Annotated in this window: 17 protein-coding genes; 10 read left to right on the forward strand and 7 right to left on the reverse strand. The window is 71.0% G+C overall.

The annotated features are described in order from the left end of the window. Positions 1-19 precede the first annotated feature (19 nt). Complete coding sequence (locus JOD64_RS19745) at positions 20-736, reverse strand: MIP/aquaporin family protein (RefSeq protein ID WP_204943570.1); 717 nt, start codon at positions 734-736, stop codon at positions 20-22. A gap of 108 nt (positions 737-844) precedes the next feature. Between JOD64_RS19745 and JOD64_RS19750 the strand changes: the two genes are divergently transcribed. The 5 genes from JOD64_RS19750 (at position 845) to JOD64_RS19770 (ending at position 6,589) form a co-directional block, all read left to right on the forward strand. Beyond that, positions 845-1,918: an NAD(P)-binding domain-containing protein gene (locus JOD64_RS19750; RefSeq protein ID WP_307813508.1), complete on the forward strand. Its 1,074-nt coding sequence runs from the start codon at positions 845-847 to the stop codon at positions 1,916-1,918. A 194-nt stretch (positions 1,919-2,112) separates the two neighbouring features. Then, positions 2,113-2,394: an adhesin gene (locus tag JOD64_RS19755; RefSeq protein ID WP_184181913.1), complete on the forward strand. Its 282-nt coding sequence runs from the start codon at positions 2,113-2,115 to the stop codon at positions 2,392-2,394. Between the two features lie 296 nt (positions 2,395-2,690). After that, positions 2,691-3,083: a cupin domain-containing protein gene (locus JOD64_RS19760; RefSeq protein ID WP_204943571.1), complete on the forward strand. Its 393-nt coding sequence runs from the start codon at positions 2,691-2,693 to the stop codon at positions 3,081-3,083. Positions 3,084-3,131: 48 nt separating this feature from the next. Then, positions 3,132-4,931 carry a glycoside hydrolase family 15 protein gene (locus tag JOD64_RS19765; RefSeq protein ID WP_204943572.1) on the forward strand — a complete coding sequence of 600 codons (1,800 nt, stop codon included), beginning with the start codon at positions 3,132-3,134 and terminating at the stop codon, positions 4,929-4,931. Positions 4,932-5,212: 281 nt separating this feature from the next. Beyond that, entirely contained in the window at positions 5,213-6,589 is a 1,377-nt protein-coding gene (locus JOD64_RS19770; protein ID WP_204943573.1) for a pectate lyase, read from the forward strand. Positions 6,590-6,641: 52 nt separating this feature from the next. Here JOD64_RS19770 and JOD64_RS19775 read toward each other — a convergent pair whose 3' ends face one another. Together JOD64_RS19775 and JOD64_RS19780 are read right to left on the reverse strand one after the other, a co-directional pair. Then, complete coding sequence (locus tag JOD64_RS19775) at positions 6,642-7,832, reverse strand: threonine synthase (RefSeq protein ID WP_204943574.1); 1,191 nt, start codon at positions 7,830-7,832, stop codon at positions 6,642-6,644. Between the two features lie 14 nt (positions 7,833-7,846). Then, the gene (locus JOD64_RS19780; protein WP_204943575.1) at positions 7,847-8,896 is read right to left on the reverse strand and encodes a DNA polymerase ligase N-terminal domain-containing protein; all 1,050 of its coding nucleotides are present in this window, start codon (positions 8,894-8,896) and stop codon (positions 7,847-7,849) included. Positions 8,897-8,990: 94 nt separating this feature from the next. Here JOD64_RS19780 and JOD64_RS19785 point away from each other — a divergent pair, with 94 nt between their 5' ends. The 3 genes from JOD64_RS19785 to JOD64_RS19795 all read left to right on the forward strand — a co-directional run bounded on the left by JOD64_RS19785 (position 8,991) and on the right by JOD64_RS19795 (position 11,021). Next, positions 8,991-9,779, forward strand: a complete 789-nt coding sequence (locus JOD64_RS19785) for an aldo/keto reductase (protein WP_204943576.1) — start codon at positions 8,991-8,993, stop codon at positions 9,777-9,779. A gap of 127 nt (positions 9,780-9,906) precedes the next feature. After that, positions 9,907-10,059, forward strand: a complete 153-nt coding sequence (locus JOD64_RS19790) for a hypothetical protein (protein WP_204943577.1) — start codon at positions 9,907-9,909, stop codon at positions 10,057-10,059. After that, positions 10,059-11,021 carry a golvesin C-terminal-like domain-containing protein gene (locus JOD64_RS19795; RefSeq protein ID WP_204943578.1) on the forward strand — a complete coding sequence of 321 codons (963 nt, stop codon included), beginning with the start codon at positions 10,059-10,061 and terminating at the stop codon, positions 11,019-11,021. Before JOD64_RS19790 ends, JOD64_RS19795 begins: the two co-directional genes overlap by 1 nt. A 66-nt stretch (positions 11,022-11,087) precedes the next feature. Here JOD64_RS19795 and JOD64_RS19800 read toward each other — a convergent pair whose 3' ends face one another. Continuing rightward, complete coding sequence (locus JOD64_RS19800; RefSeq protein ID WP_204943579.1) at positions 11,088-12,221, reverse strand: glycoside hydrolase family 12 protein; 1,134 nt, start codon at positions 12,219-12,221, stop codon at positions 11,088-11,090. Positions 12,222-12,521: 300 nt separating this feature from the next. On the opposite strand from JOD64_RS19800, the gene JOD64_RS19805 reads away from it, so the two are divergent. Next, positions 12,522-13,628 carry an FAD-dependent monooxygenase gene (locus JOD64_RS19805; protein ID WP_204943580.1) on the forward strand — a complete coding sequence of 369 codons (1,107 nt, stop codon included), beginning with the start codon at positions 12,522-12,524 and terminating at the stop codon, positions 13,626-13,628. Positions 13,629-13,758: 130 nt separating this feature from the next. Continuing rightward, complete coding sequence (gene ctaD / locus JOD64_RS19810) at positions 13,759-15,516, forward strand: aa3-type cytochrome oxidase subunit I (protein ID WP_204943581.1); 1,758 nt, start codon at positions 13,759-13,761, stop codon at positions 15,514-15,516. Positions 15,517-16,550: 1,034 nt separating this feature from the next. Here ctaD and JOD64_RS19815 read toward each other — a convergent pair. The 3 genes from JOD64_RS19815 to JOD64_RS19825 form a co-directional block, all read right to left on the reverse strand. After that, a complete protein-coding gene (locus JOD64_RS19815; protein ID WP_204946155.1) occupies positions 16,551-17,771 on the reverse strand; it encodes an MFS transporter in 1,221 nt (406 codons plus the stop codon). 72 nt (positions 17,772-17,843) lie between these two features. Further along, positions 17,844-18,425, reverse strand: a complete 582-nt coding sequence (locus tag JOD64_RS19820; protein WP_204943582.1) for an isochorismatase family protein — start codon at positions 18,423-18,425, stop codon at positions 17,844-17,846. A 392-nt stretch (positions 18,426-18,817) separates the two neighbouring features. Continuing rightward, a complete protein-coding gene (locus JOD64_RS19825) occupies positions 18,818-20,104 on the reverse strand; it encodes a nicotinate phosphoribosyltransferase (protein ID WP_204943583.1) in 1,287 nt (428 codons plus the stop codon). Between the last annotated feature and the right edge of the window lie 5 nt (positions 20,105-20,109).

Raw genomic sequence — 20,109 nt, forward strand, 5'->3', positions numbered from 1 at the left:
TAGGTTATTGCCGGCTGGGCTAGGTCGGCCGGCCCACCGACTTGTCGTGGCCACCCCAGTAGTGCCGCTGCGCCCCCATCACCATTGGTGCGACCAGCGCGGCGAGCGCCCCGCCGAGCAGCGGGAAGACGATGAACACCCAGAGCTGCCGCAGGGCCACGCCGCCCTCGAACACCGCCGGGCCGAACGCGCGGGCCGGGTTGACCGCGGCGCCGGTCAGCGTCACGCCCACCAGTTGGGTCGCGGCGAGGGCCAACCCGATGGCCAGTCCCGCGGTGCCCGGATTCTCGCTGCGGCTGGTCACCACCAGCACGACCAGCACGAAGAGGAAGGTCAGAACGACTTCCAACACGGCCGCGCCGCCCCGGTTGATGTGTGCGCCGTAGCCGTTCGTGCCCAGCGCCGCGGTCTGGTCCGCCACGTCGCCCCAGCGGGTCAACGCCCAGAGCACGAAGGCGGCCACGGTCGCACCGACGAACTGCGCGATCCAGTACGCCACCGCCCCGATCACCGAGATCTTTCCGGAGAGCAGCACACCGAGCGTCACCGCCGGGTTGACGTGACTGCCGGACAGCGGGCCGATCGTGTAGACGAGTGCGAGCATCACGAACCCGAAGGCCAACGCGACCACCACCACGCCACCCTGCACCCGCGCGGCGACCGCGCTACCCACTCCGAAGAAGACCAGCAGCAGGGTGCCGAGGAATTCGGCAGCGTACCGACGGAAGTCATTCATATACGCAGCGTAAGCATTGTTCCGGTGGTCATAGCCGGAATGGCCCTCTGTGACCGGCGTGACCCCGGGCAGGGGCACAGCGATGGCAACTGCGACGTTGCACCTCGCGTGGAAACCCACTCCGCGGACGTCGTGGTGATCGGTGCCGGTCAGGCCGGTCTCAGCGCCGGGTACCACCTGCGCCGCACCGGCTTCGCCCCCGGCAGCGGCTTCGTCATCCTCGACGGTGACAACGGGCCCGGCGGTGCCTGGCAGCACCGGTGGCCCACGCTTGTCTTCGACCGGGTGCACGGCTTCCACGACCTGCCCGGGCTGCCCCTCCCACCCGCCGAACCGCAGCGCCCGGCGGCGGAGCAGGTCAGCGCGTACTTCGCCGCGTACGAGAGGGCATTCGACCTGCCGGTGCGGCGGCCGGTGCGGGTCCGCGCGGTGCACTCCCGCCCGGACGGGCGGCTGGACGTACAGACCGATGGGGACCGGTGGACCGCCCGGGCACTCATCAACGCCACCGGCACCTGGACCCGGCCGTTCTGGCCGTACTACCCGGGCCGGTCGTCATTTCGGGGGCGGCAGTTGCACACGGCCGACTACCGGGGCCCGGCCGAGTTCGTCGGCCTCCGGGTGGTGGTCGTCGGCGGCGGCACCTCGGCCGTGCAACTGCTCGGCGAGGTCTCCACCGTCGCGGCGTCCACCACCTGGGTGACCCGCCGGCCGCCGGAGTTCAAGGACGCGAAGTTCGGGCCGGAGCTGGGCCGCGCCGCGGTGTCCCGGGTGGACGAGGCGGTCCGGGCGGGCCGCCCACCGGGCAGCGTGGTGGGTGTGACCGGGCTGCCGGTCACCCCGGAGGTACGCCGGCTGCGTGAGCGTGGCGTCCTCGACCGGCTACCCATGTTCGACCGGATCACACCGGACGGGGTGGTCTGGGCCGACGGGCGGTTCGTGGCGGCGGACGTGATCCTCTGGTGCACCGGCTTCCGCGCCGCCATCGACCATCTCGCCCCGCTGGGCCTGCGTGCGCCAGGCGGCGGTATCACGATGGATGGCACCCGGGTGGTCGCCGACGGGCGGATCCACCTGGTCGGATACGGCCCCTCGGCGAGCACGATCGGAGCCAACCGGGCCGGCCGCGCGGCCGTCAACGAGATTCGCGCCTGGCTGGCCCCGGCCGCCGCTCTCGACTGATCAGCCTCTATTTGACGGATGGCCCGGCAGCGGGCACGGTGGAGAGCGAAGGGGCCCTCAGCTGCCCCGATTCGATGCGACGGCGACGACCGTTCGCCCTCCTGTCGCCTCCCACGTGTGCTCGTACGCGCGCCGACTGTCCGGTCTGCGCCAGTTCCCGACCGCGAGCCGAGAATCCACGAGGAGTTCCGCCAATGCTCACCATGACCGATAACGCCGTGCTCGTCATCCGCGACCTCGCGAACCAGCAGGACGTCGCTCAGGACGGCGGGGTACGCATCGCCGCCGACGCCGACGCCGGCTCGCTGACGGTGGAGTTGGTGCCCGAGCCGGTGCAGGGCGATCGTGTGGTCGACAACCAGGGTGCCCGGATCTTCCTGGACGAGGATGCCGCCGAGCTGCTCGGGGACGCGTCGGTGGACGCCACCGTCGATGACGAGGGCATCATCCAGTTCGGCTTCACCGAGCGGCAGTAGGCGAGGCTGGGCCCGCCCGGCGGGGTCACTGCCCCTGCTCAGCTGGCTGCATTGCTGATCGAGACGAGCGCACGGCGCCGCTTCGACCGTGGTCGGAACGTCGCCGCGCTCTGGCCGTCTCCCACCACCGCAGCCGTTCGGCGGTACGCCAGCGGGGACCTGGCTCGACCGGCCGTTCGCGCCGGTCAGAGTGAGCGATCCCCGGTCCGCGCGGATCCAAACCCTCCGACCGTGGGGAATTCCACCATCTGTGCTTCCCGGCGTGACGTGCTGCCGAACGGGGTATGAGCGCGAGCATGGAGCATTTCACGATCGCAACCGTTGCCGAGAACAGTCCGGATTTCCGCCGGGTGCTGTGGACCGGTGAGCACACCCAGCTGGTCATCATGACCATCCCCGCGGATGGGGAGATCGGCGAGGAGGTGCATGAGGACATCGACCAGATCCTGACCTTCGTCAGTGGCGTTGGTGAGGCCCGGGTCGGTGGTGCGAAGCGCAAGGTCGTCGCGGGCGACCTGGTCGTGGTTCCGGCGGGCACCAAGCACAACTTCGTCAACACCGGCCCCAACCCGCTGGTGCTGTACACCGTCTACGGGCCGCCGGAGCACGCCGACAAGGCCGTGCACCGGACCAAGGCGGAGGCCGACGCGGCCGAGGCGGCGGGCAAGGACGAGCCGCCGACCGGGTGACCAGGCCGGCAGCGGTCTGATCCGGGCCGACGCGGGTACCCCCGGCGGGTGGAGCAGCAGCCGGCGATTTCCGACTACGGCTTCCTCTCGGACTCCCGCTCGGGTGCCCTGGTCGGCAAGAACGGCTCGATCGACTGGTGGTGCCCGCACCGGTTCGATGGGGCAGCCGTGTTCGGGCGGCTGCTCGATCCGTCGGCCGGGCATTTCCAGGTGGCGCCGGTCGGTGTCGGCGGTCCGGGGCACCGGGTGGAGCGCGCGTACCTACCGGAGACGCTCGTGCTGCGGACGGTGCACCACACGCCGCACGGCAGCGTGGCGGTCACCGACGCGCTCGCCGCCGAGATGGGCGCCCGCGCGCACGCGCTGGGCATGAACTCGCCTGCCGTGCTGATCCGGGTCGTCGAGGGGTTGTCCGGGCGGGTCCGGATGGCTCTCGACTTCGTGCCCCGGCCGGAGTACGGCCTGCTCACGCCGTACCTGCATGAGCAGCCGGACGGGGGCGTGCTGGCCGGCGCCGGCCCGGTGGTGCTGGTGCTGCGCGCCGACGGCCTGACCCTGCGGGCGGGCGTCGACCGGGTGACCCACGAGTTCGAGGTGTCCGCCGGTCAGGTGGTCGGGATGGACGTCGCGTTCGGTGCTGTCTACGGGGACCCGCCGGTCAGGATGGACCCGGTGGTCGCGCTCGCCGAAACGGTGCGGGCGTGGGAGGCGTACCGGGAGACGCACGAGTATTCCGGCCGGTACCCGGATCTTGTCCGGCAGAGCGCGAGGGTCCTGACCGGCCTGACGTACGCCCGCAGCGGGGCGGTCGCCGCAGCCCTGACCACGTCGCTGCCAGAGCGGATCGGCGGCGACCGCAACTACGACTACCGCTACTCCTGGCTGCGGGACTTCTCGCTGACGATGCGGGCGCTCTGGGTGGCGGCCTGTCCCGACGAAACGTCCCGGCTGTTCGCCTGGGTGGCCCGCTCGATCGGCCGGATCGGCGACGAGCCGGTGCCGGTGCTCTTCGGGCTGGAGGGCGAGCGTGACCTCTCCGAGCACCACTGCCACCATCTGCGCGGATACCGCGACAGCAGGCCGGTCCGCATCGGCAACGACGCCTGGCGGCAGCGGCAGCTCGACGTGCCGGGTGAGGTGATGTCGGCGGTGTGGCGGCTGCGTGACTACCTCGGCACGACGTTCGACGGCGAGTTGCGGGAGATGGTGCTCGGGTTGACCGAGCAGGTGGCCGCGACGTGGCATCTGCCGGACCGGGGTATGTGGGAGACCCGGGACGAGGAGCGCCACTACCTGTCGTCCAAGGTGATCTGCTGGCTGACGCTGGACCGGGCGGTGGGGCTCGCCGACCGACTCGGGGATCGGGCCGACCCGCGTCGCTGGGCCCGGGTGCGCGACGAGATCCGCGACACGGTGCTGCGCGAGGGGTGGAACGACCGGATCGGGGCGTTCACCGGCTCGTTCGGCTCGGCGGAGCTGGACGCCTCGGCGCTGATCCTGCCGGTGGCGCATTTTCTGCCCGCGACCGACCCGCGGATGCGTTCGACGATCTCGATCGTGGAGCGGGAGTTGGGCACGGACGACGGGCTGCTCCGGCGGTGGTCGACGGACCCGGGCGGCTTCCTGCTCTGCTCGTTCTGGCTGGTGGAGTGCCTGGTCATGGCGGGTGAGCCGCAGCGGGCTGAGGAGCTGTTCGAGCGGGTGGTGGGGTACGCCAACGACGTCGGGCTGTTCAGCGAGCAGGTCGACCTGCGGACCGGGGAGCACCTCGGCAACACCCCGCAGGCGCTCTCACACGTCGGGCTGATCAACGCCGCCTGGCGGTTGACCAAGCCGGACAGCTATTGAGCGCGATCCGCTCTACCGGAGGCCTCGACAACGGCTCCCCTCCTGCCGGAATCCTGCAACAGACCTGCAAGCGCCAGGCATTGACGCTGATGCTTACGCAGTCTTAGCCTCGAAGGAGCGGGAAAGCCCTTTCCCAAGGTCTTTGATCCCGCTTCACCCCGCTTCGGATCCGGGCATCCGGCGGGCGCGCACCGATCCCAGGCAATGGCAGCACGCCGTGCCGACACGTCCCCAGGTGGACGGTCGAGGGATCGCCACCACATGCGTCAAGGAGGACAACTGTGCAGAAGAGACGACTCCCCGGCCGCCGGCCACTCCTGCTGGCGGTGGGTGCCGGCGTGACCGTGGCGGCCCTCGCCGCCGGCATGACCTCGGCCTTCGCGGCCACGGTCTTCAGCGACGACTTCAACGACGGCAACACCTCCGGCTGGTCCAAGTCGGGCGGCACCTGGTCGGTCGACGGCTCGGGCGTACTCAACCAGTCCAGCGCCGGCAGTGAGCTGGCCCGGCAGTTCGCCGGCCAGACCAGCTGGACCAACTACTCCGTACAGGCACGGGTCAGGCCGGCGAGCTTCGGCTCGTCCAGCGCCCTGGTCGGGCTGGCCGCCCGGTCCACCAGCAGCACCAAGATGTACCGGCTGGCCCTGCTCGGCTCCGGTCGGGCCGAGCTGCAGGCGGTCAACGGCAGCAACATCACCGCGATCGGCTCCGCGTCGCTGGGCATCGGCACCGGCACCTGGTACACGCTGCGCATCGAGGCCAACGGCAGCACCATCCGGGGCTTCGTCAACGGCACGCAGATCGCGTCCGGCAGCAACAGCCTGGCCGGCGCGGGCCGAATCGGTCTGGTCACCGCGTACGCCAGCGGTGGCTTCGACGACGTGACGGTCGACTCGTCCGGTGGCGGCACCCCGACCACGCCGCCGGCGACCACCGCGCCACCGACCACCCCACCGCCCACCACCCCGGGCCCGACCACCCCGCCGCCCGCCGGCTGGCCGACGCCGACCAGCAGCCAGAAGGTCGACGCCACCATCGCGGTGTCCGGCACGTTCGACGGTGGGCTCAAGCGCTACTACGGCATCGGTGACGGCGGGCAGAGCGAGAGCCAGGACCCGATGTTCGAGCTGGCCGCCGGCGCCACCCTACGCAACGTGATCATCGGGGCCCCGGCAGGTGACGGCGTGCACTGCGAGGGCAACTGCACCCTGATCAACGTGTGGTGGGAGGACGTGGGCGAGGACGCGGCCACCTTCCGCGGCGGCACGACCTACACGGTCGACGGCGGCGGCGCCCGCTCTGCCAGCGACAAGGTCTTCCAGCACAACGGCTCGGGCACCGTCACCATCCGGAACTTCCGGGTGGAGAACGCCGGGAAGCTCTACCGCGCCTGCGGCAACTGCTCGACGTCGTACCAGCGACACGTGGTGATCGACAACGTGATCGTCCGGAACACCGACGCGATCGCCGGCATCAACACCAACTGGGGTGACACCGCACGGTTCAGCCGGATCACCATCGTCGACGACCCGGATCGCGAGACGTCGATCTGCGTCAAGTACCGGGGTGTGCCGAAGGGCGACGAACCGACCGAGATCGGCGAGGGCGCCGACGGGGTCAACTGCTTCTACTCACCCTCCGACATCACCTACCAGTAGGCCGTCACGGGGGCACCCCGCGGACCGCATGGTCCGCGAGGTGCCCGCCACCTCAAACCACCACGGGTACGCCAGAAACGTCGACCGTGTCCGGATACTTCAGCCCTGCGCCCGTGTTGAGCACCACCACCCGCTCGTCGGCCCGGATCCACCCGCCGGCGCGCAGTTGCCGTGCCGCGGTCAGGCAGGCCGCCCCCTCCGGGCAGAGCAGCAGCCCCTCCCGGGCGGCGAAGTCCCGAAGGTCCGCCAGGATGTCCGCGTCGTCGACGGCGACAGCGGTGCCGGAGGACTCCCGCAGCGCCGCCAGGATCAGCTCGTCGCCCAGTGGCACCGGCACGGTGATTCCGAACGCCACCGTCCGCGCGTCCGCCCACGGCTGCACCCGGTCCTCACCGGCGGCGAACGCCCGCACGATCGGTGCGCAACCCGTCGACTGCACCGCCACCAGCCGGGGCAGCTTGTCGCCGATCCAGCCGAGCTCGCGCATTTCGTGCAACGCCTTGTGGATGCCGATCAGGCCGACACCGCCACCCGTCGGATAGATGATCACGTCGGGCACCTGCCAGCCGAGCTGCTCGACGATCTCGTACCCCATCGTCTTCTTGCCCTCCAGCCGGTAGGGCTCGCGCAGCGTGCCGGCGTCGAAGATCGTCCCGCCCGACTCCGCGATCAGCTCGGCCACCCACCGGCCGGCGTCGCTGATCAGCCCGTCGATCAGGCGCAGGTCGGCCCCGGCGGCGACGCACTCACGCCGGCAGATGCTCGGCGCGTCCAGCGGCATGACGATGGTCGCACCCATCCCGGCCCGCGCGGCGTACGTCGCCCAGGCCGACCCCGCGTTGCCGTTGGTGGGCATCGCGATCCGCTCGACGCCCAACTCACGGGCCCGGCTCACACCGACCGCCGCGCCGCGTGCCTTGAACGAACCGGTCGGAATCAGCCCCTCGTCCTTGACCATCAGGTCCGCGATGCCGATCTCGGCGCCGTACGCCGGGGTGCGCAGCAGTGGCGTCCAACCCTCGCCGAGCGTCGTGACGTGCCGTGGGTCGCCAACCGGCAGCAGCTCCCGGTAGCGCCACAGGTCCGCCGGGCGCAGCGGAAAGCGTTCCGGGGTGACCGCCTTCGCCACCGCCGGCAGGTCATAGCGGGCCAGCAGCGGCGAGCCGCACTCGCAGAGGTTCTGCGGTTTGTCGGCGGCGGATTCCCGTCCGCAGCGCGGGCAGTCCAGGTGGGTCAGATACACGTCGCTCCTCGCCGTCACACCGCGTCGATGCTCTGCCAGCGCCGGCTGCGCCGCCCCGGCTCGTACGCCGAGTCCAGCCGCTTGGCGACCACGCCCGGCAGGCCCTGCTCCCGCCCGGTGCGCAGCGCCTCGTCGCCCGCGCCCGGGAACCACGGCGGAGTCTGCCAGTGTGGACCAGCCAAGGCCAGCCCATCGAGCAGCTCCCGACGTTGTGCGTACGGCACGTCCACGCTGCTCACGCCCTCGAGCCAGAGCAGGTCGACGACCAGGTACTGGGCGCCCTCGGGAACTCGGCTGCCGCTGGCCGGGCGGACCGGGCGGACCCGTCCGGCGCCGTCGATGCGAACGAGCACCCCGTCGAGGACGGCCTCGGTGGGCGCGAGCGCCTCGGCCATCGCCCGCAGCCACGGGTACCCGCCGGTGATCTCCTCGTCGGTCTCGGAGAGCAGCCGCAGCCGGCCGCCGGAGACGTACGCCATCGCCCGGACCCCGTCCCACCGCAGCTCGTACCCCCAGGCGGCACGGTCGCGGGGGAGCCCGGCGGCGGACGTGGCGTGCATCGGGCGGACCAGGTCGGGCATCGGCGTCCAGCCCGGCGGCGCCGGGTCGGTACGGCGGACCATCCAGTCCCGCCCTCCGGTGGCGAAGAGGACGTAGCGGCCGGCGGTCCGGTCCCCGGAGAGCGTCACGATCACCTCGTCGGCACGCCACTTCTCGCACCGGTAGGTGCCCCGGTCATGGATCACCATCCGGCCGCCGCCGTACTCACCGGCGGGGATCTCGCCGGAGAAGTCGAGGTATTCCATGGGGTGGTCCTCGGTGTGCACGGCGAGGTGGTTGCGACCCGGGTCGCGGGGCAGGCCACGCGGCACCGCCCAGGAGGCCAGCACGCCCTCGTGCTCCAGGCGCAGATCCCAGTGCAGGCTGCGGGCGTGGTGCTGCTGGATGACGAAGCGGGCGGTGTCGCCGTCGGGGCCGGCCGCCGCAGGGCTCCGTTCGGGCACCGGCTCAGGTGTACGTGCCGCGTCCCGTCGTCGCCGGTACTCCTCCAACCGGTCGGTCACACCCGCATTCTCCGGCAAACCGGACCGTCGTGCTGGATGCCGGAGTGTCCGGTTCGCTCGGCGGGCGAGGGCTCGGCGGGGTAGAACGGACCTCATGGACCTCACCGACCAGCCCACCGCCCTGCTCCCGGGGGACGTGCGGATGCCCCTGCTCGGCTTCGGCACCTGGCAGGCCATCGGCCAGGCCGGTTACGAGGCGGTGCTGGCCGCGCTCGACACCGGCTACCGGCACCTCGACACCGCCACGATGTACGGCAACGAGCAGGAGGTCGGCCGGGCCGTGCAGGAGAGCGGGCTGCGCCGGGAGGACGTCTTCATCACCACCAAGCTGCCGCCGAACCGGGTGGGTCAGGAGCGCGCGACGTTGGAGGCCAGTCTGGCGGCGCTCGGCGTCGACCAGGTGGACCTGTGGTTGATCCACTGGCCGCCGTCGTCGCCGGCGGACAGCATCCCGCTCTGGCGTGAGCTGCTGGCGGCCCGGGACGAGAACCTGGCTCGGGCGGTCGGCGTCAGCAACTACAGCACCCCGCAGATCGACGAGCTGATCCAGTCGACCGAGGAGAACCCGGCGGTCAACCAGATCCAGTGGAGCCCTCCGCTGTACGACCGGCAGCGGCACGCCGAGCACCGGGACCGGGGCGTGGTGCTGGAGGGGTACAGCCCGTTCAAGACCAGTGACCTCAGCGACCCGGTGCTGACCAGGATCGCCGCCGCGCACGGCGTCTCCCCGGCGCAGGTGGTGCTGCGGTGGCACATCGACCACGAGATCGTGGTGATCCCCAAGTCGGTGACCCCGGAGCGGATCACCGCAAACTTCGATGTCTTCCACTTTTCCCTGACGGCCGAGGAGATGCGCGACATCGACGCGCTCGGCGAGGTCTGAACCGGCGATTTCCTTCAGCCCGAGCATCGGCAATGAAGGGTATCGACATCGACGCTCATGACGGTATAGCGTGCCCGTCATCACGTTCGTCGATCCGTTCGAAACCCGCTGTCGCTGGAGGATCGCCATGGCCCGCTCACCATCCATCCGTCTGCGCCGTCGCGGGGTGCTCGGCATCCCGGCCCTGGTGGCCGCCGCGCTGACCGTCGTCGCCCGACCCACCCCGGCGAGCGCCGCGCCGAAGGCCGAGTGTCTCGCCGATCTGCTCCAGGACGCCTGATGGCGACGATTCCCTGGCTGGTGGACGTGCTGCGCGCCGCCGGAGTCCAGGTCGTGGTCGAGGGCGACTGGCTCAACCGGATGCGACCGGGCTCCTTCGACCCCATCGGGGTGCTCTGGCACCACACCGCCTCGACCTCCAGCGCCAGCAACCCGCATCCGGCGCTCGGCATCTGCATCAACGGTCGGTCCGACCTGCCCGGCCCGCTCTGTCAGGCGCTCGTCGACTACAACGGCGTCTTCCACGTCATCTCCGCAGGCCGCTGCAACCACGCCGGGGTCAGTGGCGGCAGCGGACCGATCCCGGCGGGGGACGGCAACACCCTGATGATCGGGTGGGAGATCGACTACAACGGCGTCAACCAGGAGATGACCAGCGCGCAGTACACCGCGTCGCTCGCCGCCACCGCCGCCGTGCTCACCCGCCTGGGTCGCGACAGCAGCTACGCCCGAGGGCACCGGGAAACCAGCACCACCGGTAAGATCGACCCGTCCTTCATCGACCTGAACGTGATGCGGGCCGACGTGGCGGCGAAGATGGCCGGAGGCACAACCTGGTCCTCCACCGTGGACAACACCACCACCGGCCGCTTCACCGCCAGCGCGAACTGGGGCGTGTCGTCGTACTCCGGGCAGCGGTACGGCGCCGACTACCGGTACGCGGACCCGATCGCCGCGAGCGACGTCGCGTGGTACCGGTTCAACGTCCCGGCCACCGCCAACTACCGGGTCGAGGCCTGGTGGCCGGCGAACTCCGGCTACAACAGCGCGGCCCCGTACATCGTCGCCACCAGTGGCGGCAACCAGACCGTCCGCGTCGACCAACGCGCCACCGGCGGGCAGTGGCGGATCCTCGGCACGTTCACGCTGCCGGCCGGTGACGCCAACCGGGTGGGCGTGAGCCGGTGGAGCAACGCCACCGGCCTGGTCATCGCCGACGCCGTACGCCTCACCCGGGTCTGACGAGCCCGGCTGAGTGGTGGGGGCGTGACCGGGTGGTCACGCCCCCACCGTCAGTGGCGTGGCCGGTCAGGTGCGGGAGCAGGTGGCCCCGTTGAGCGAGAAGCTCGTCGGTGACGAGTACGACCCGCTGAGGGTGCCCTGGTAGCCGAAGCTGGCCGTGCCGCCCGGTGCGACGGACCCGTTGTGGCCGACATTCCGAGCGGTCACCGAGGACCCGCTCTGGCTCACCGTGGCGTTCCACGAGTTGGTGACCTGCTGCCCGCTGGGCAGGCTGTAGGTCAGCGTCCAACCGTTGATCGCGCTGGACCCGGTGTTGGTGATCTGCACGTCGGCCGTGAAGCCGTTGTTCCACGAGTTCGCCGTGTACTTCACCGCACAGCTCGCGCCGCCCGGCGGAGGGGTGGTCGGGGGCGGGGTCGACGGGTTGGTGGGCGGCGTGCCGCCGCCGTTGACCGAGGCCGAGAACGACGTCACGGCCAGGCCGACCCCGCCCTGCCAGGGCTCGAAACCGGCCTGGACGCTGGTCAGATACCAGGAGTTGGTGATCGCGCCCCGGTTGCGAACGTCGTTGATGAAGTCCAGCATGCTGAAGTTCAGGCTGGAGATCGCCGACGGCGCGACGTAGGAGATGACGTTGTTGGAGCCGTTGCTGCCCCGCCAGACCTCCCAGGTGCGGCCGGCCAGGTTGGTGGTGCCGACCACCGAGCCGATGGGCTGGATCGGGCCCTGTCGGTTGAGCCAGATCATGATCTCCATCTGGTTCACCCCGTCCCGCTTGGGCGACGGGTCCAGCCAGATGTCGTACGAGGCGTTGTAGGTGGCACCACTCACGTAGCGGTAGGAGATGCTGCTGGTGGCGCTGCTGATCTGGGACACCTGGATCGGCAGGTTCGTGCCGGGGGAGCAGTTGGTGTAGTGACAACCGAAGAACACCGAGGGGTACGCCGTCGGTGCGCCGTTGGTGGGGCTGCTGCCGTTCAGGGTGGTGATCTCGAAGCCGTTGCTGGTGACGTTGATGCACTGCTGGGCGGTGGTGCCCCAGCGGTTGTTCTGCACCACGTAGCGGCCCTGAATGACGGCCGAGCCGTACTGTTCGCAGATCTGCGTGTCGGCGGAGGCGTTACCGCCGAGGGCCACGGCGACGAGGGAGCCGCTGAGCAGCAAGCCTGCGGCGACCAGGGCCCGAAGTGGACGTTTCATGACGCTCCTTGACTCGGCGCGTGCCGGGCGCCGGATGTGGTGGGGCAGTGCGGGAGCGCTCCCACACTCAGTGACACATTTACATGCTTGAAACCGAGGCGCAACCGCATGCGCCGAACTGGTGAATTGTGAGGATTGCCATGTCCTCGCCGGATGGATGGCGACGGGCAGCCGGCCAAACGACGCGGGCCGCCGACGGGCGACTCGGCGCGGGCCGATCGGGCCTGGCGTGCACCGATCGCTCCGAGTAGCGTGTTGCCTCCAGCGCGTTCCGCTCCCCCTCCGGAGGCGTACACCACCATGGGTGGCTCCCCCCTGCGCATCCTCGTCGTCGGCGCGGGCATCGCCGGCCTGGCCGTGGCCCGAGCGCTGCGCCTGGCGGGCTTCCGGCCTGACGTCACGGACAAGCTGCCACCGGGGGAGTCCACCGAAACCGGCCTCTACCTGCCCGGCAATGCCGCCCGCGCGATGCACCGGCTCGGTCTGCACGACCCGGTCCGTCCGCTCGGGCAGGTCATCCACCGCCAGCACTTCTTCGACGCCACCGGCGCGCACCTCTGCGAGGTCGACCTCGACACCCTCTGGGCCGGCGTCGGCGAATGTCGGGCGCTACCCCGGGCCGACCTGCACCGGGTGCTGCTCAGCGGCGCCGGCGGCGCCGTCCGGCACGGCGCCGAGGTCCGCACCCTGGAGTTGCTGCCGGGTGCGGTCGGGGTCACCTTCACCGACGGCACCACCACCGAGTACGACCTGGTCATCGGCGCCGACGGCCCGCGCTCCTCGGTCCGCGCCCTCGCCGCGCTCGGCGGGCCGCCCCGCCCGGTCGGTCAGGTGGTCTACCGGGCGGTGCTGCGCGACGGCCCACCGGTCACCGAGTGGACCGCCCTGCTCGGCCAGCGCTCCGGGTTCCTGATGGTGCCGATCGGCGCCGGGCGGCTGCACCTCTACGCCGACGAGGCCGGCACCGAAGCACCCGTCGACCCGCTGGCCCGGCTACGCGAACTCTTCGCCGACTACCGCGGCCCGGTGCCCGAGGTGCTGGCGGCCCTCGACGGGGTGCACGTCGGGATCACCGACGAGGTGGAGTTGGGCCGCTGGTACCGGGGCAGGGTGCTGCTGGTCGGCGACGCCGCGCACGCCACCGCGCCCACGCTGTCCCAGGGCGCGGCGATGGCACTGGAGGACGCCGTGGTTCTCGCCGAATCGCTCTGCGCCGGCAGCAGTGTGGAGGCCGCTCTGGTGGCGTACGAGAGTCGTCGCCGTCCGCGTACCCGATGGGTGCGGGACCGGACCCGGGACCGCAACCGGACCAGGGACGTGCCGCCGGCGCTGCGCGACCCGGTGCTGCGCGGACGCGGCGGCCGGATCTTCGGGGAGCACTACCGGCTCCTGCTCGGCCCGCTGTAGCCCCGTTGTAGATCGTGTCACGCCACCCCACGCGGCGCTGCGACCTGCCGGGGACTATCCTCCTTGCGGATGACGGCCCGCCGATAACCAGCGTGTGCCGAGCGGGACAACCGAGAACCGGAGGCCACTCGTGACCACCGTCGCACCCAAGCCGGTCGTGACCCGGCCCTGGCCGGTCCGGGAGCCGGTCAAGGGGTCGGCCATCGCGCGGCTGCTGCGAACCACGGACGCGAAGCAAATCGGGATCATGTACATGGTCACCGCGTTCGCGTTCTTCATGATCGGTGGCCTGATGGCCCTGATCATGCGTGCTGAGCTGGCCCGACCCGGGCTGCAGTTCCTGTCGCCGGAGCAGTACAACCAGCTCTTCACGATGCACGGCACGATCATGTTGCTGTTCTTCGCGACGCCGATCGTGTTCGCCTTCGCGAACTACATCGTGCCGATCCAGATCGGCGCGCCCGACGTTTCCTTCCCCCGCCTGAACAGCTTCGCCTACTGGCTGTATCTGTTCGGCGGCACGATCGCCACCGCCGGTTTCCTCACCCCGGGTGGCGCCGCTGACTTCGGCTGGTTCGCGTACGCGCCGCTGAGCAGCGTCGAGCACTCGCCCGGCGTCGGCGCCAACATGTGGGTCATGGGTCTGGCCATCTCCGGTCTGGGCACCATCCTCGGCGCGGTGAACATCATCACCACGGTGCTGACCCTGCGCGCGCCCGGCATGACCATGTTCCGGATGCCGATCTTCACGTGGAACATCCTGGTCACCAGCCTTCTGGTGATCCTGGTCTTCCCGCTGCTGGCCGCGGCGCTCTTCGCGCTCGCCGCGGACCGGATCCTCGGCTCCCACGTGTACGACCCGGCAACCGGTGGGCCGATGCTCTGGCAACACCTGTTCTGGTTCTTCGGGCATCCCGAGGTCTACATCGTCGCGCTGCCGTTCTTCGGCATCATCAGCGAGATCATCCCGGTCTTCTCCCGCAAGCCGATCTTCGGCTACAAGGGTCTGGTCGCCGCGACCGTCGCGATCGCCGCGCTCTCCATGAGCGTCTGGGCGCACCACATGTTCGCCACCGGCCAGGTGCTGCTGCCGTTCTTCAGCTTCCTCAGCTACCTGATCGCAGTGCCGACCGGTATGAAGTTCTTCAACTGGATCGGCACGATGTGGCGGGGCCAGATCAGCTTCGAGACTCCCATGCTCTGGGCGGTCGGCTTCCTGGTCACCTTCCTCTTCGGTGGTCTCACCGGTGTGCTGCTGGCCAGCCCGCCGATCGACTTCCACGTGTCGGACTCGTACTTCGTCGTGGCGCACTTCCACTACGTGCTCTTCGGCACGATCGTGTTCGCGGTCTTCGCCGGCATCTACTTCTGGTTCCCGAAGATGTTCGGCCGGATGCTCGACGAGCGCCTGGGCAAGGTGCACTTCTGGCTCACCATGATCGGTTTCCACACCACGTTCCTGGTGCAGCACTGGCTCGGCAACGAGGGCATGCCCCGCCGGTACGCCGACTACCTGCCCAGCGACGGCTTCACCACGCTGAACACGATCTCCACGATCGGCGCGTTCATCACCGGTATCTCCACGCTGCCGTTCATCTACAACTGCTGGAAGTCGTACAAGACCGGCCCCGTGGTCGAGGTCAACGACCCCTGGGGTCACGGCAACTCGCTGGAGTGGGCGACGAGCAGCCCGCCGCCGCTGCGCAACTTCGACCGGATGCCCCGCATCCGCTCCGAGCGGCCGGCGTTCGACGCGAAGTTCCCGGAGCTGGCCGCAGGCCAGACCCTGGCCGGCCCGCCGGAGGGCGGCGCCAAGCCGCTCACCAGGGAGTCGGACGGCGGGGCCAGCTACCGCGAGGACGTCGCAAGCGACATCGATCGGCACTGACGCTCAGCTGTACGACGGGCGCCGCCCCCGGGACCTCCGGGAGCGGCGCCCGTCGCCGTGTGCGGCCCAGGCCATGCGTTGCCCGCCGCCGTGTGTAGTCCGGGCCATGCGGCGCCCACCGCCATGTCTGGCTCGTCGCCGTGTCCGGTCCGTCGCCCGTCAGGTTCGGCCTCGGCCGGGCGCGGTGCCGGCCGAGGCTGGCTCAATCCATCCTGCGCCGTGCCGGGCCTCGCATCGCGCGTCTCGGCCTCGCATCGCACGGCTCGGCTCGGTTCGGCCTGCCCGGCTCGCTTCGGCCTGCCCGGCTCGGTTCGGCCTGCCCGGCTCGGTTCGGCCTGCCCGGCTCGGTTCGGCCTGCCCGGCTCGGTTCGGCCTGCCCGGCTCGGGCTCACCTGGCGCGGCGCGCCTGGCGCGGCGCGACCCGACCCGACCTTGCTTGCATGGTGCGGCGTTGTATCGCTCGGTGCGCGTGGCCTTGCACGAGGCGGTCCGGTCTTGCGCGACTGACCCCAAGCGGTGTTCCTGGTGAGCGGTATACCTGTGTGTCATATTTATGACCCAGAGGTATACCGCTCACCAGGGTGCATGCCGACTGGGGGCGGACCGGTCGGCGCTGAGCATCCACGGCACAGCAACGTCTTCGATCGCGTCACCGTGGTCACCGTGGCCGGCCTCGACTACCCCCGCTGCCCGGCGGCTTCGGCCACCCCGCTGCCCGGCGGCTTCGGCCACCCCGCTGCCCGGCGGCTTGGGCCACCCCGCTGCCCGGCGGCTTGGGCCACCCCGCTGCCCGGCGGCTTGGGCCACCCCGCTGCCCGGCGGCCCCGGCCGCCTGACTGCCCGGCCAACTGGCGTGTCAAGGCGCGCTGATCATCGCGCGCGGTGGCGAGATGATCTTCGCGCTTATCGGAGACGCGGTCCGGGAGTCTGCCCAGGCTGGCCTGCCCGCCCCGCCCCCGTCCTGCCTCCGTCCCGCCTCTGCCCCGCCTCCGCCCTGGCTGGTCCGTGCCGACCTCGGGCAGAGCGGTCTGCCCTTAGCGGGCAGCGGGGGTGAGATCCGCCTCGACGGGCGGGGACAGAGGTGGTGCTGCTGCATTGCGGCGGCGGCGTAGCTCGATCGGAAGCACCACGAGGGTGACCAGCGCGCCGAGCGCGCCGGTGACCACGAAGCCCCAGAGCGGTGCGCTGGCGTCGATGACCGCGCCGGCGAGCGGTGCGCCGACCGCGATGCCGACGGTGACCGCCGAACCGTGCAGGCCCATCGCCTCACCGCGTACCTCGGCCGGAACCAGGCGGCTGACCGCGTCGGAGGAGGCCGCGATGGTCGGCGCGCAGAGCGCGCCGGCCGGGATCAGCGCGAGGCACAGCAGCCACCAGTGCGCACCGCCCAACCCGACCGGGATGGTGCACAGGGCGAGTGCGGCGGTCAGCGTCAGTGGAGAGAACGAGCGGTGGACGGCCCCGTAGGCGAACCCGCCGGCCAGCGAGGCTACCGCCCAGATGGCCAGCACCGCGCCGGTCCAACCGACCTCGTCACTGGCCCGCAGCACGGCGACCACCGCTACGTCGGTGCCGCCGAGCACCAGGGTCGCTGCGGCGCTGAGCGCCAGCACGGCGAACAGTCGTGGTGTCAGCCACTCGCGGTGAGGCACCTGGCGTTGCGGGCCGGCATGCTCGGCGGCACCGCGGATCGGCGGGTTGACCACCCACAACGCGATCCCGGCCGCGACGATGCCGCCGCCGACGAGGTACATGGTGGTCTGCGCGGAGATCGCGGTGACCAGGGCCACTGCCAACGCCGGGCCGATCATGAAGGACAGCTCCACCGACATCGAGTCCAGCGCGTACGCCGGGCGGCGTTGGTCCTCCGGAGCCAGCGCCGCGATCGACTGACGGACCACAGAGAAGATGGGCAGGGCCAGAGAGCCAGCCACGAAGGCGGCCGGTAGCAGCAGGGAGTATTGCAGTGAGGGAGCGGTGGCCCAGAAGATCGCCTCGGCGATGCCGGTGAGGACCAGGACGGGACGTAGGCCCCGCCGGTCCACCAGTCGGCCCAGGACCGGTCCGCCGATCGCCGCGCCCACGGTGCTGGCCGCGCCGACCAGGCCAGCGGCCCCGTAGCCTCGATCAAGGTCGAACACCACGTGGAAGGTCAGCGTCACCCCGGTCGCGGTGAGCGGAATGCGGGCGAGGACGGCGACCAGCAACAGCGACCGCAGGCCGGGCAGGGCGAGCGCCTGCCGGTAAGGCTTCATGTTCACGTGGGTCCGTACCTCCGGCCGACAATCCTCGACTGGCGGCGGCCCGATGACCAACCAATTACGCTCTCATGCGGCCCTGATCACAGGCTGGCCGTGCAGGGTAACCCCAGCGCCGTCCATGGCACGCAGCGCCACATCGGTGGTCGCGGGCGCGACGGCGGCGGTCAGCTCGAGCAGCACGGTGGTAGTGAAACCCTCTCGGGCGGAGTCCAGCGCGGTTGCCCGGACGCAGTGATCGGTGGCGATGCCGACCACGTCGACCCGGTCCACGTCGTGCCGGCGCAGCCAGTCGGCCAGGCACTCGCCGTCTTCGGCGTGCCCATCGAACCCGGAGTACGCCGCCGCGTGCTCGCCCTTGTGGAAGATCACCTCGATCCGTCCGGTGTCCAGCTCGGGGTGGAACTCCGACCCGGTGGTGCCGACCACACAATGCCGGGGCCAGGACTCCACGAAGTCCGGCGGATCGCCGAAGTGCGCACCCGGATCGACGTGGTAGTCCTTGGTGGCGACCACGTGCGACCACCGCTCCGGCTCGGAGGCGAGCAGCCGGGAGATGCCCGCGGCCACCCCCGCACCGCCGGCGACAGCAAGCGAGCCGCCCTCGCAGAAGTCGTTCTGCACGTCCACGATGATCAGCGCACTGCCCACCGGAGCGCTCCTTCGGAGTCGGCTTGTCGTGACCTCGACCGAGCGCGGGCCCGTCGGGTCATGGCAAGACTACGTGCCCGACCGGCGTGGGGTGGACGCCCGCCAGCGACCGGGAGAGCGGTACCGAGCCGGCCGGGCGGCGGCTGGGCACGCGGCCCCGGCCCCGACCCCGGTCCCGACCCTGGCCCCGGCCCCGGTCCCGACCCTGGCCCCGGCCCCGGTCCCGACCCTGGCCCTGGCCCCGGTCCCGACCCTGGCCCTGGCCCCGGTCCCGACCCTGGCCCTGGCCCCGGTCCCGACCCTGGCCCTGGCCCTGGCCCTGGGTCGGCGGGAGAAGGCTGAGCCTCCGGCTCCTCGCTCGGCGGGGTGCCGGGTAGGCGGGGGTGGGACTGTCAGTCGGCGGGTACGACGGTGACCGGCACGGCCGGGTCGCCGGCCGAGAGCTTCAGCCCCTCCCACGGAATGGAGATCAGGCATTCGCGTAGGTGCTCCCGCGACTCGTCGAGGGTGGGCAGCGAGACCGGCTCGCCGGCGACCACGAAAGAGTGCTGGAGCATGCGGTCGTTGGGCTGCCGGTCCGGTACGCCCTGCGGGACGATGATCTCCTCGGTCGCGGTGCCGGTCGGCTTGTGCCGGCGGACCGCGACCTTCCGGCCGCCGATGGTCGCCTTCTGCTCGGAGCGCTTCACCACCGGCCGTCCCTCGACCTCGACGAGCTTGTAGACCAGCCCGGCGGTCGGTGCTCCGGAGCCGGTGACCACGGCCGTGCCGGCGCCGTACATGTCCACGGGTTCGGCGGCCAGTGCGGCGATCGCGTACTCGTCCAGATCGCCGGAAACGATGATCTTGGTCTCGGTGGCGCCCAGCGAGTCGAGCAGCTCCCGAGACTGCTGGGCGATCACCGCCAGGTCGCCCGAGTCGATCCGAACCGCCCGCAGCTCCGGCCCGGCCACCGCGATCGCGTTGCGGATGCCCTGGCTGATGTCGTACGTGTCGACCAGCAGCGTCGTGTCCTTGCCCAGCGTGGCGACCTGTGACGCGAACGCCGCCCGCTCGTCGTCGTGCAGCAGGGTGAACGCGTGCGCCGCCGTGCCCGCCGTCGGGATGCCGTAGCGTGCACCGGCGGCGAGGTTGGACGTGAACCGGAAGCCGGCCAGGTACGCGGCTCGCGCCGCAGCCACCGCCGCCTCCTCGTGCGCCCGACGCGACCCCATCTCGATCAGCGCCCGACCCCGCGCGGCGGTCACCATCCGCGCCGCCGCCGCGGCCACCGCACTGTCGTGATTGAGGACGGAGAGCGCCAGCGTCTCCAGCACCACACACTCGGCGAAACCGCCGGAAACGGTCAGGATCGGTGAACCGGGAAAGAACAGCTCACCCTCGGCGTACCCGTCGATGTCGCCGGTGAAGCGGTAGTCCGTGAGCCAGGCCGCCGCCGTTTCGTCGACCACCCCGGTGCGGAGCAGAAAGTCGACCTCCGCGGGGTCGAACCGGAAGTTGCGGATCAGCTCGATCAGCCGGGCCGTGCCGGCGACCACGCCGTACCGGCGGCCGCTCGGCAGCCGGCGGCTGAACACCTCGAAGACACACCGGCGGTCGGCGGTGCCGTCCTTCAGTGCCGCGCTGACCATGGTCAGCTCGTAGTGGTCGGTCAGCAGCGCGGGGTGGTTGATGCTCACCGCCC

Origin of the sequence: Micromonospora luteifusca (genome assembly GCF_016907275.1) — a bacterium.
Lineage (GTDB): Bacteria > Actinomycetota > Actinomycetes > Mycobacteriales > Micromonosporaceae > Micromonospora > Micromonospora luteifusca.